The sequence below is a fragment of the Myroides odoratus genome (assembly GCF_965118575.1).
Lineage (GTDB): Bacteria > Bacteroidota > Bacteroidia > Flavobacteriales > Flavobacteriaceae > Flavobacterium > Flavobacterium odoratum_B.
On the sequence record NZ_CBCPHW010000005.1, the window covers coordinates 176,989 to 189,289 of the forward strand.

Consider the following 12,301-nt stretch of genomic DNA (forward strand, 5'->3'; position numbering starts at 1 on the left):
TTCTTTTAAGCCTACATTTGTTCCTACTAAATCTTTTAAATTAGATGTAGATATTGAGCTTAATTACCCTGTTTTGTTACTAATGTAGTAGGAGATAAAGCGTTGTAGAAGGTATTGTCAAATGCTGCTTTTTGTTTTTGGACTTCTTCAAAAAAGAATTGTTTCTCCAAGGATATTTAAAGTACTTTGCTTGAAACTAATGAAAAATAAATTACAATGAAATTTACAAAACATCTAAATCAAACGATAAAGCGAAGTTTATGGGGTCTTGCCTTTATTTCGAGTGCGTTAACGGTAGCTCAGAATCAAGATCCTATTGTAGAAGCGTTGGTGAAAGAAGGAACGACAAATTCACAAGTAAAGACCTATGCTTTTGAATTATTAGATGTAATAGGTCCTCGCTTGGTGGGAACACCCCAGATGATGCAAGCCCATAATTGGGTCAAAGAAGAATATCAAAACATGGGATTTGAAGCGCGTAATGAGGAATATGGAACATGGAAAGCATGGGAAAGAGGGCCGTCTCAAATTACAATGACAGCTCCGCGAATCAAATCACTAGAAGGAACCCAATTGGCTTGGAGTCCTGCTACAAAAAAGAAGGGAGTAGAAGGAGAGGTTCTTGTACTAGTAGAGGCTAAAAACAAAGAGGAGTTTGACGCTTGGTTGCCCACTGTAAAAGGAAAATATGTCCTAATTTCTCAACTTCCGCCGAGTGGACGCCCAGACTATCAGTGGAAAGAATACGCTACACCAGCGTCGTATGAGAAGATGAAAAAAGAAAAAGAACAGATCGAACAAGCGTGGAATCAACGCATTGCCCATACAGGATATACCGCTAAAGAATTGCCTAAAGTACTAGAAGAAGCAGGTGCTATGGGCATTGTCATGTCCTATTGGACGGGGATTATGGGAGCGAATCGCATTTTTGGCGCCCAAACAACAAAGGTACCTACCCTGGATATAGCTTTAGAAGATTATGGTTTACTGTATCGCTTGGCAGAAAAAGGAAAAGCACCTAAAATTCACGTGAACGTTCAATCTAACGATCTAGGTACCACCCAAACATACAATACCATTGCCGAATTAAAAGGAACAGAAAAAGCAGATGAATACGTGATTTTATCCGCTCATTTAGACAGTTGGGATGGAGGTACAGGAGCAACGGATAACGGAACGGGAATCATTACGATGATGGAGGCTGCTCGTATCTTAAAAACAGTTTTACCAAATCCGAAGCGAACCATTCTCATTGGCAATTGGGGAAGTGAAGAACAGGGGTTAAATGGATCTCGCGCTTTTGTAGCAGATCACCCAGAATTGTTAAATAAAATTCAAGTGGTCTTTAACCAAGATAACGGAACAGGTCGCATTGCAACTATTTCCGGACAAGGTTTCTTACAGGCCTATGACTTTTTAGAGCGTTGGTTAGCTGCAGTACCGCAAGCGTATAAAAGTGATTTGAAAACCCATTATCCAGGCTCCCCATCAGGAGGAGGATCGGATCATGTATCTTTTGTCAGTAAAGATATTCCGGGGTTTATGATGAGCTCATTAAGTTGGGGCTATGGCAATTATACCTGGCATACCAACCGAGATACCGCAGATAAAATCGTATTTGATGAGGTACAAAACAACGCTATTCTATTAGCTATTTTAGCGTATAAAGCTAGCGAAGAAAAGGAACTCGTTTCAAGAGAGAAAATCGTTTTACCTGTGAATAATAAAGGCGAACAACAGCTATGGCCTGTATCTAAAGAACCACAGCGAAATTCAGATCAGTATTAATAGAAAAGGGAAACCGTTTTTTATGCGACGGTTTCCCTTTTTTAATGCGTATAAGCTAAACCATATAATAACCTCTGTGTACACTGCGTTTTTGGTACTCATCAATAGTTTGTTTCGAGTAAATTCAATAGCGAAAAACAGAACCAGTAGAAAAAAAGAAAGAAATTACAGTTAAGTTGTTTGTTACATAAAAAAATGTGCCAACTAGTACAAGCAGCACATTTTTAGAAGATAATTAAATAGTTAATCCACAATTTTCTCTGTCATCTTCTTTGCAATAGGAAGGATTATAAATGCTGCCATATAGGCTACGGGTAGCATAGTGAGCCATGATTTTAGAAATACGATGGGCCAATCTCCTTCAAAACCATAGGTGCGAAACAGCGCAACTACTGACATGGCAAAGGTCATGGGGGCTACCACAAAAAGGGTATTGATATATTTGTAATATTTCTTGTCCATCTCTTTTTAATTTGTGGTCAATCCACCATCAACAGGCAGACTAATGCCTGTAATCCATTTTGCACTGTCCGATGCTAAGAATACAGCGGCTTCAGCGATGTCATTGGCTTCTCCAATTTTACCCATAGGATAAATTGTTTTTACCATCTTTTCAAAATCTATAACATGCTCTGCGGATAATTTACTTAAGTTGTGATTAAATTGCGCGGTATTAATACTTCCCGGAGCAATGGCATTCACTCTTATTCCTTGTGCTCCTAATTCGAAAGCTAGCGAGGTTGTAAACGAGTCGATTGCTCCCTTTGTCAAAGAATAAGCTGTGGTGGCCCTACCCGGAAGCATGCGATGAGCAAAATAAGAAGAGATATTTATCACATTCCCTTTGTGTTTCAATAAACTTCCAAGAAGCTGCTTGGTTAGCATGTATGGAGCTTTCACATTTAAGTTGAGGTGCATATCCAGAATTTCTTCATTCATTTCAGCAAAAGGCACAAATCTGCCAATACCTGCATTGTTTACCAGAATATCAATTTTAGAGAAATGGCTGAATATAGTCTTTGCCAGACCTTCTATTTCTGATATTTGCGATAAATCCATTGCGATTCCATACACCTTTGTTCCGTATACAGAGAGTTCCTTTATAGCATCTTGAAGTTTTATTTCACGCTTGCCAATCAGATATAGATCAGCCCCTTGCTCTGCAAACTTAGTGGCTATTGCAAAACCTATTCCATCGCTACCACCTGTTATTACAGCGCATTTGTTCTTTAATACTTTCATATGCATTAGTTGAATTTGTTTTGAACTAACCAGTTATCATGCAACCATTTGTTAGTTAGTCGCTTAGCCATTCCATCACTCCATAGTATATCTCTCTCGAAAGTGATAATGGAACCATCATAACCAACAATTACCCAAGTGTAGTCTTTGGTAGAAGCGCTGTAACATTTGTATTTCATGCCACTAACAGTTTGCTTTTTACCATCCACAATAATTTCTTCGTCGTGTTGGGCTATCCACTGACCTTCTAAACCCTTTTCTAAAGTTGGATCTATCTGCTTTAAGAAGCTACTTGCTATTTCAGCACACGCTTCTTTGGAGATGTTTTTTGTACCCACATATTTTGAATCCATGTAGGTGAATCCTAATATCCTGTAAGGAGCATCTTTGGTAACAACGAAAGAATAATGCTCCCGTTCTAAACCTTGATTGTCTCCCTTTTCATAGCGAAACCAATACGCATCTTTCTGATCGACTTTTACTTCAGAAACCCGGTCGAAGTGATAATTAGTTGGAATACTAACTTGCTTTTGAAAAAAGGCCAATTGCTCTTTTACTTGTTCTAAACTCATTTTCTTTTGCGCATAAATACCAGTTGTCATCATTGCCATTGTTATTAAAATTAATAATTGTTTCATTCTTACCTGTTTTTTAATTAAACGTCAAATATTGTAAATAACTTACAATTGCAAATTAAAGAAATTATTTTTACATTTACGACAATAATTGTAAGTTATTTCCAATAATGAAAAAGAATAAAGATTTAGCCTTTGATTTTGAGTTCCTTGACAAACTAATTGTAGGGATTGGAGAGGTATCACAGATTACTGATATTCCAACCCGACAAATACGATATTGGGAAGATAAAGGCATTATAAAGAGTCTAACGGAAGAAGAGGGGAAGAACCGCAGGTATGATTATGAAAATATCAAACGCATGCTTCTGATTAAAGAACTTCTGGACGAAGGCTATACCTTAGACGCTGCTGCTGGCAAGATACAGACCAGAATGGTTCTGATAGAGGAAACACTCAAAAAATTGAAAAACAATAACGATTTGCAGGAATAACTCCTAATTTTTATAGTATAAAACGAAGAGTAAAAACGATTGATAGAAGACAAATCAGGGGTTCCTTTTAGGGTTACTCAAGGACTTGAAGCGTGTTTTTTATATCAAAAGGGACTGTCTTTTTGAGACAGCCCCAGTTTTTAGAGTATGTTATTGCTCTGTTTTCTTTCCGTCGGCTTATGAACGTTTAAAATTTCAATTCCCGCACAGTAAAAAGCAATACGATCATTTTCATAATCCTCAATCTGAAAATTAATATTTTCCCATCTGTTACCTGAAAGATCAAGAATATCAAAACCTGAAATAAACGGTAGGCCCATCCCTTCGAAATTCAATTTAAAATTGGATACCTTTTGAAATAGTATTTCAACCTCAAAAAAAGGAGGGTCACATCTTGTTTAGACCATATCAAAGATTATATAAAAACTACAGTTGTAGGTTTCCAGCTATAACAACTAGTTGTAAACTCTTTCATTTTTAAAAAATTAAATACAGACTCTTGTCCAAAACTTGACATAGATCCATAAGTAGCCTATCTAATTCTTGAACTTTCCATTTACCCTGTTCGCCCACGTTCTCTTAACCAAGCTAACCTTGTGATACTAGGTGAAATTTGTTTGGGAGCATAAATTTTGTCACTATTTATTATATCGAAGAGCTTCAGTTAAATCCAGCATAGAGCCAAATCCCTTATTATTCACATTGAATGCAACAGGCTCTCATGTTTGAGTAGGAAAATCTATACTACCTCGAATCCCTATCCAGACTAAATAAAGATACAGCTTTTTTTATTTTTTCAGCGTTCTTTAACTCTATATCTATAGTATAAAGTAATCTCATTAGGTGTTTGCGTACCGCTAGATTTATTCCGTTTAAAAGGGAGATATTGTTACGACTTGCCCTCTTGTTTTTACTTAGTTTTAAGGAATCAACTAATTTTTTTACAATCAACTGTTTTTTAGTAGAAGAACAGCTGATATCATTGCGAATAGTCATATATTTATACACCGAATTTATTATTTCTTATGAAAAAATTAAATATCTATTTAATGATACTTGCTCCCCTCTTAGGATTTGCTCAGCAACCGAATAAGAAGATACAAGAGCTATGGAAAAGTATCGAGCACAAAGAGGCACAACAAGAAGTACAGAGTTTGTTGCCCGAAGTACAAGAAGTTATTACACTTTCTCGTCAAACAAAAGCCTATGCAAGTCTTTTAAAAGGAATGTTTTATGAAGCAAAAATCAATATAACAACCAAAGAAGATAAAGACTACGATATCAATACCTTATTGCAAGCTTTTGATCAAGAATTAAAAACGGCATCAGGCGAATATAAAGCCATTCTTCAAGCTTATATCGCCCATTTGCATCAGCTGTATTACGATGAAAATGCGTATAAAATCAGCAATCGAACTACAGTAGAACAGCAGAAAAATACAGATATTCGATTTTGGTCAAAAGAAGATTTTGAAAGAGAAAGTACCCAATATTGGGAACTAGCTTTAGCTACAGCCAAGAACAATTCAACCGCTATAGTAGGGGGATGGAATGATGTATTCCAAACGACAGAATTATATAATTTAGATTTTTCAAAATTTGCTATTTATGATGCTTTGCGCATCGATTACGCTTTGTTTTTAAGCAGTGGTTTTTCCTATCGCACTTCTTCGGAGCAAAGAGAACTAAAAAAGACACAAGCAAAAACGATTATAGATCAAGTCATACAAGATTTGACCAAAAAAGGACAGGCTGAATTAGCCGCTTATGTACAAATTTTTGCCTTAAATAGCCTTGAAGATAACCGAGATACGGTAGAGCGTAATAAAGTATACCAAGAACTCTTAAAGCAAAATCCAAAATCCGCTTTAGTGCATGAAGCTGTTGCACAGTTTATGTACTATACCTATCGCGATACGCAAGAAAAAGAGGTAGATGAAACCGTTGGAGCAACATTATTGGCTTTCCTTACTAAAACGATAGAAAAATTTCCAGCAACAGAAACCGCTCAACGTTTAACGGATATTAAAAAAGTAGTAGAATCTCCTTCCTTAGATGTCAATTATAATGCCTATGAATTACCAGGGGTAAGTAATGCACTATCGGTTACGTATAAGAATTTAACTACATTGTATTTTAAAGTTTTGAAATACGAAGACGAGAATAAAAACTTTTCTATTAATCAACCGAACACGTTAGCAGGATACAAAAAAATAGCCTCGGACTATAAAAAAGTAGTGGATTATACCCTAGCCCTAAAACCATTTACGGACTATAAAACACATACGACAAATGTAGAGTTAAAACCTCTTGAACCAGGTCGTTATGTGGTATTGGTGTCTAATCGAGATTTTGATTACCTAACCGAAGAACAAGATGTGGTAAGTATGGCTTTGGTTAATATTACCTCCAATGCTTTTTTAACCAATGGAAATCAGTTTCGATTGTATGATCGAAAAACCGGTCAACCGAAAGCCAATCAAGCGGTTTTCTTAGCCAACGGACCTCAAAAGGATTTTAGTAAAGCGTATTGGGAAACTGCGGTAACGACAGATGTGAATGGAGAGTTCTCGACTGATTTTGTCAAAGAAAATACCAATTTATATTACGGTGTTAAGGGTGAACAAATTTTTTATTCAACCTATGCTTATCCAAAGAACAAAGGAACAGAAGAAGGAGTAGAAGCCGTAAATTGGAATGCTAAAGTAATGACGGATCGAGCGATTTATCGTCCAGGGCAAATTGTTTACTTTAAGTCGATTGTATTCCGTCAAAAAGGCAAAACCAGACAAGTAGGAGCCAATCAGATGGTAACAGTTAAGTTGCTTAGTGAAGAAACACAAGAAGAAGTAGGAAGTTTAGCGTTGAAAACCAATGAATTTGGATCTGTTCAAGGTGAGTTTATTTTACCTACAACGGGCTTGTTAGGAGGTTTCCATTTTGAAGTACTTTTAAAAGAAGGTAATATCGAAGAATATACCTCTATTGCAGTTGAAGAATACAAGCGACCTAAGTTTGAAGTAATGTTAGATGCCCTTACAGGTGTATATTATTTCAATGAAAAGGTAGAAGCTAAAGGAAAAGCAATAGATTATTCAGGAGCAACCGTTGCCCAAAGTACGGTGAGCTACCGTGTAGTTCGCAATTCGGGCTACCGTTACGACGTAAGAGGATATTACGGATGGCCTCGCCCAGAACAAGCCGTAACAATTACACAAGGAGAAGTAGAAACAGATGCAGAAGGAAAATTTGCGATTGACTTTACTGCTCTTCCGGAGCGAAAAGAATACAAAGCAGACGACTTACGCGTAAATTCATATACGGTTTATGTAGATGTAAAGGATATCAACGGAGAAACACATAGTAGCTCACAAACGATCTATGTAGGAGATAAAAATATCAGCTTACAACTGCCGGTTATTACCAATGAAATGGTAACGACGAAGCAATTGGAGGCAATTAAAATAAAAACGAATAACCTCAATGGAGAAACTTTCGCAGCAAAAGGAGAACTAAGTATCGTAGAATTAGAAGCGCCTTATGCGCGTAGAATGTTACTTCCGTATGAGAACTATTCTAAAGAGGATTACGAATTGTATTCGTATGAAGAATTCGTAACTAAGTTTCCTTACCTCGGCTATGGCAATGAAAATGACCATACCAAATGGAAACAAGGCAAAGTAATATTTACAAAACCTTTCGATACAGCAAAAGACAGCGAAGTTAGTTTTGCAGGCGCTAAAATTTTAAATTCAGGTTTCTATTTGTTAAAAGGATTCGTTTGGGAAAAAGGGGAGAAAACAGAAGTTGAACAATATTTCTATTACGAAAATACAAAAGAAGAACCAGGGGTCATTTATCAATTGCTTTCTGTAAAAGCAGATAAAGAAAAATACAAAGCAGGTGAAATAGCTAAAATAAGATTGCAAAGTGGTGAAAATCAAACTACAGTAGTGGCATCTGTTTTTGTAAATGGGCATTTAAAACAAAAGAAAACGCTTGAAGTTAATCGAAAAGCAAGTTTCTTTGAGTACCCAATGGGAAGTGAAGTAGGGGATGTACGCGTTAGTTTTACAGCAATCAAACACAATTTTGCAACGCAAAAATCTGCGCAATTAGTTTTGGATGCAACTCAAGAAGATATAAAACTTGAATTAGTTACTTTCAGAGATAAATTAACGCCAGGACAAGAAGAAACATGGCGCTTAAAAGTATCTGGTGCATCAAAAGATAAATTTGCGGCCGAAGTAGTTGCTGGAATGTATGATGCTTCTTTGGATCAATTTAGACGCAATACCTCTTTTCAAACGAGCTTTGATTATTTCTTTAGTTATGGGCAAGATTCGGATTTCAATACCTATAACTTGAGTAGAAAAAGTTACGCGCAAAATGTACTGAGTATTTCTGCTTATCCTAACTTAGTTTCGTATGCAACGCCAGTTGCCTTGAATTTATATGGATTTAGTCCGGGAGGAAATCTGTATAATGTTAGAGGAACTTTTGGAGCTGCTCCAAGTATGAACAAAAGAAATACTGTTGCCAATGTAGTAGAAGGAAAAGTAGCAGGAGTTACCGTGCAAGAAGAGAGTTCGGATGCATTAAGTGAAGAAGTAATAACAACAGGATCTGGACAACCAAAAAGGGATAGTGAAACTAAAAACGAAGTTCAAATCAGAAAGAACCTAAAAGAAACGGCGTTCTTCTATCCGATGTTACAAACCGACGATAAAGGCAATGTTAGTTTCACTTTTACCACACCAGAAGCTTTAACGCAATGGAGATTTATGGCTTTTGCCCATACAAAGAATTTACAAAGTAGCTATGTTGAACAAGTAGTTCGCACGCAAAAAGAATTGATGGTACAACCCAATATGCCGCGTTTCGTACGTGAAGAAGATCAAATTGTGCTATCGACCAAAATTGTAAATCTAAATAGTGCTGCTTTGAGTGGAGAAGTAGAAATCCAGTTTTTTGATGCGCTAACTTCAACGCCAATCACGGCTATTTTTGATGTGAATAGTCAAGCTAAACAAAACTTTTCGGTAGCTGCATCTGCAAATACAGAAGTATCTTGGACTATTAATGTGCCTAAAGATATTATTGCTTTAGGGTATCGTGTAATTGCAAAATCAGGCGCTTTTAGCGATGGTGAAGAATCGGCGATTCCCGTTTTGTCTAATCGTACACTCGTAACAGAAACTATGCCTATCTACGTAAAAGAAGGGCAAAACAAAATCTTTACGTTCGAATCTTTAGAGCATCCAGGGTCAGCCTTGCGTGATAACTATAAACTGACCTTAGAAGTTACGGCAAATCCAATGTGGACGGCTATTTTAGCTCTGCCTTATTTAAAAGAATATCCTTACAAAGGAACCGAACAAACGTTTAGTAAAGTTTTTGCTAATGCGATTGCAAGCCAATTGTTGAACAGTAATTTACGCATTCAATCGGTATTTGAATACTGGTCCAAACAAGGAGCTATTCAATCGAAATTGGAACAAAACGAAGAATTAAAACAAGTATTAATCGAAGAAACACCTTGGATTCGTCAAGCAGCAGATGAAACAGAACAAATGAAGCGCTTAGCGGTTTTGTTTGATTTAAACAAGATGAAAACCGAGTTGGGTATCGAATTAGAGCGTTTAAGCACCCAACAAAATAACGACGGAGGTTTCCCTTGGTTTAGTGGAGATCAATCTAATGTGTATATTACACAAGCGATTGTAGAAGGATTTGGGCAAATGAAACAAGCAGGCGTTTTAGTTCAAGAAGCAACGGTGCAAGAAATAGTAAAAAAAGCTTTTGCTTATTTAGATGAACAACACTATGCGGTGTATCAGAAAAATAAAAATACGGCTTCCCTTTCTGCCCTTGACTTGCATTATTTATATGTGCGAAGTTTGTTTATCAAAGAAATAAAAATTCAAGAAAAATATGCCAAAATGATTGCTGATTACCGCAAAGAATTAGCTAATCAAAAAGCAATTGACAACTTGTATACTACAGCAATGAGAGCCGTTGTGTTGCAGCGATTTGGAGAAGGAAAAGCCGCACAGAATTTAGTAAAAGGACTCATGGAAACAGTCGTTAAAAGCGATGAAATGGGGATGTATTGGAAAGAAAATGTAGCCGGATGGTTGTGGTATAATGCACCAATCGAAACTCAAGTTATGTTGATTGAAGCTGCCAATGAAGTAGATGCTACCAAGTATGCAAATGCGATTGAAGATATGAAAGTTTGGTTGTTGAAAAACAAACAAACCGTAGCATGGAATTCAACCAAAGCCACTACACGTGCCGTTTATGCGTTGTTGTATTTAGGTAAAAATTGGATGAATTCGGATCAAGGCGTTGAGGTTAAAGTAGGAGGATTCCCAGTTACCTTTGCTAAATCAGAGCAATTCAATACAGGATACTATAAAAAAGTATGGGATGGAGCTGCAATCAAAGAGAAAATGGGGATTGTAGAATTAGATAAAAAATCGGCAGGTGTAGCCTATGGCGCTATGTACTGGCAGTATTTTGAAGACTTGAATAAAGTATCAAAAACAGGTTCGGGACTGACTTTTACTAAACAATTATTTATCAAAGCAAATACAGATAAAGGGCAAGTTTTACGTGAAATAACGAAGGAAGAACCCATAAAAGTAGGAGATGTTGTTACTGTTCGTTTAGAAATTACAGTAGATCGCGATATGGATTATGTGCATGTAAAAGATATGCGAGCAAGTGGATTTGAACCAATCAATGTTCATTCAGGTTACAAGAGAAAAGGAGAATTTGGTTATTACGAAGAAACTCGTGATGCAGCAACAAACTTCTTTATCACTTCTTTACGCAAAGGAACCTATGTATTTGAATACGATGTTCGTGCAAATAATGCGGGATATTTCTCAAACGGAATAACTTCCCTTCAAAGTGTATATGCACCAGAAATGAAAGCAAATAGTGCAGGAGAAGATGTGAAAATTCTAAAAAAATAGAAGAAAAATTATTTCATAAAAAGTAGCAGATTTTTAATCTGCTACTTTTTTTTTGGAGTAAAGAAAGAAGTTCGTTAAAATGATGTGTTTTGTATTAATTTAGTTAAAAAATATTAATTATTGCTTTTAAATTTAATTATTGTGTTTTAAATATGTTTTTATATAGCTTTTTTGTAGAAGTAGTATCTTTGGGAAATTAATAAAGATGAAAAATGAAAAAGATTATTCTGTTTAAATTACTATGCCTTAGTTTGCTTTTTATTTCATGTAATTCAAGTTCTTCTTCCTATTGGATGGATAATCCAACCCAAGATCCTATAACGGTTTATATTGATGAACAAGTCTATGAGATTCCGGCGAATACTAAAATAAAAATTGATTTGGAATTTGGGAAGCATCAATTGAAATACAAAGACCAAAAACTTACTTTTCACAATGGCGGACGTGTCAATAAATCGCAAGCCATCATTAATCCTACCCAAAGTAACTATGTGTTCTACAAGCAACTTTATATGGATACAAAGGATGAACGATCTACGGATGATTTTGCAGCATGGGCACTGCAAACCCAAAGTGATTCCATTCGCCTAGTGGTAAACGATACAATTAGGACTTTATTCGTTCCTTTTCAAGTCTCTAATCAAGTTTTTATAAGCAAGAGTGACTTTGATTGGAAATATAATATAGATGAGCCTATGCCTAAAGAAGTAGATTTATCTAATCCGATTGTCACTAGAAAAAATCGTCAATTGCTTAAGGATTCGAATTATCAGGCTGGAAGATTCCAAGAAACCGTGTACAAGATTTATAGAGAACAAGATTTTTTTGCGTTTATTCAAGAAGTAAGTAAAGATAAAATAGCATTCTTGGTAGAGAAAATTCCCTATGCTAATTTGCCTAAAGAGAAGGTGGTTCTGACTAAGGTAAATGAAATTAAGGATGCAACATATAAAAAAGCAATTGAACAGCGCATGGATGAATTTAATCAATGGTTGGATATGAAAGGAAGTCAATCTACCTCAGGGTTTAAAGATTTTTTCTTTTCTCAAAAAATACCTGATTTGAGAACTTCATTTTTAAATCAATACCCAGGTGATTTTTCCTTCAATCAAGCAACCAATGAATTAAATGAGCAACTGAATGTTTTCGTATTACATCAACTCAATATCATTGAGGAGTAATCGATACCTCTTATAAGTAACAAAGGCTGACGATAGTA

Annotated in this window: 8 protein-coding genes; 4 read left to right on the top strand and 4 right to left on the bottom strand. The window is 36.0% G+C overall.

Annotated features, from left to right (window positions below; translation table 11 throughout):
• The first annotated feature begins 216 nt into the window (after positions 1–216).
• A complete protein-coding gene (locus tag ACMHJ2_RS06000; protein WP_413512053.1) occupies positions 217–1,788 on the top strand; it encodes a M20/M25/M40 family metallo-hydrolase in 1,572 nt (523 codons plus the stop codon).
• A 243-nt stretch (positions 1,789–2,031) separates the two neighbouring features.
• Here ACMHJ2_RS06000 and ACMHJ2_RS06005 read toward each other — a convergent pair whose 3' ends face one another.
• Genes ACMHJ2_RS06005 through ACMHJ2_RS06015 form a run of 3 tightly spaced genes read right to left on the bottom strand, consistent with a single transcriptional unit; the run spans position 2,032 to position 3,668 of the window.
• Positions 2,032–2,250, bottom strand: coding sequence for a DUF2798 domain-containing protein (locus ACMHJ2_RS06005; RefSeq protein ID WP_413512054.1), 219 nt, complete (start codon positions 2,248–2,250; stop codon positions 2,032–2,034).
• A 6-nt stretch (positions 2,251–2,256) separates the two neighbouring features.
• Complete coding sequence (locus ACMHJ2_RS06010; protein WP_413512055.1) at positions 2,257–3,036, bottom strand: SDR family NAD(P)-dependent oxidoreductase; 780 nt, start codon at positions 3,034–3,036, stop codon at positions 2,257–2,259.
• Entirely contained in the window at positions 3,036–3,668 is a 633-nt protein-coding gene (locus tag ACMHJ2_RS06015) for a hypothetical protein (RefSeq protein ID WP_413512056.1), read from the bottom strand. The genes ACMHJ2_RS06010 and ACMHJ2_RS06015 overlap by 1 nt, the downstream gene beginning before the upstream one ends.
• Before the next feature lie 107 nt (positions 3,669–3,775).
• On the opposite strand from ACMHJ2_RS06015, the gene ACMHJ2_RS06020 reads away from it, so the two are divergent.
• Entirely contained in the window at positions 3,776–4,099 is a 324-nt protein-coding gene (locus tag ACMHJ2_RS06020; RefSeq protein WP_413512057.1) for a MerR family transcriptional regulator, read from the top strand.
• Positions 4,100–4,239: 140 nt separating this feature from the next.
• Here the strand turns inward: ACMHJ2_RS06020 and ACMHJ2_RS06025 are convergent, their stop codons facing one another.
• Positions 4,240–4,419: a hypothetical protein gene (locus tag ACMHJ2_RS06025; RefSeq protein ID WP_413512058.1), complete on the bottom strand. Its 180-nt coding sequence runs from the start codon at positions 4,417–4,419 to the stop codon at positions 4,240–4,242.
• A gap of 705 nt (positions 4,420–5,124) precedes the next feature.
• Here ACMHJ2_RS06025 and ACMHJ2_RS06030 point away from each other — a divergent pair.
• Together ACMHJ2_RS06030 and ACMHJ2_RS06035 are read left to right on the top strand one after the other, a co-directional pair.
• Entirely contained in the window at positions 5,125–11,082 is a 5,958-nt protein-coding gene (locus ACMHJ2_RS06030) for an alpha-2-macroglobulin family protein (RefSeq protein ID WP_413512059.1), read from the top strand.
• A gap of 212 nt (positions 11,083–11,294) precedes the next feature.
• Positions 11,295–12,263 (top strand): hypothetical protein, encoded by a 969-nt coding sequence (locus ACMHJ2_RS06035; RefSeq protein WP_413512060.1) that lies wholly within the window; start codon positions 11,295–11,297, stop codon positions 12,261–12,263.
• Positions 12,264–12,301 lie beyond the last annotated feature (38 nt).

Excerpts from the sequence above, each read along its gene's own strand:
- ACMHJ2_RS06000 (WP_413512053.1), top strand. The coding sequence starts at position 217 with ATGAAATTTACAAAACATCTAAATCAAACGATAAAGCGAAGTTTATGG.
- ACMHJ2_RS06005 (WP_413512054.1), bottom strand. The coding sequence starts at position 2,250 with ATGGACAAGAAATATTACAAATATATCAATACCCTTTTTGTGGTAGCC.
- ACMHJ2_RS06010 (WP_413512055.1), bottom strand. The coding sequence starts at position 3,036 with ATGCATATGAAAGTATTAAAGAACAAATGCGCTGTAATAACAGGTGGT.
- ACMHJ2_RS06015 (WP_413512056.1), bottom strand. The coding sequence starts at position 3,668 with ATGAAACAATTATTAATTTTAATAACAATGGCAATGATGACAACTGGT.
- ACMHJ2_RS06020 (WP_413512057.1), top strand. The coding sequence starts at position 3,776 with ATGAAAAAGAATAAAGATTTAGCCTTTGATTTTGAGTTCCTTGACAAA.
- ACMHJ2_RS06025 (WP_413512058.1), bottom strand. The coding sequence starts at position 4,419 with ATGGGCCTACCGTTTATTTCAGGTTTTGATATTCTTGATCTTTCAGGT.
- ACMHJ2_RS06030 (WP_413512059.1), top strand. The coding sequence starts at position 5,125 with ATGAAAAAATTAAATATCTATTTAATGATACTTGCTCCCCTCTTAGGA.
- ACMHJ2_RS06035 (WP_413512060.1), top strand. The coding sequence starts at position 11,295 with ATGAAAAAGATTATTCTGTTTAAATTACTATGCCTTAGTTTGCTTTTT.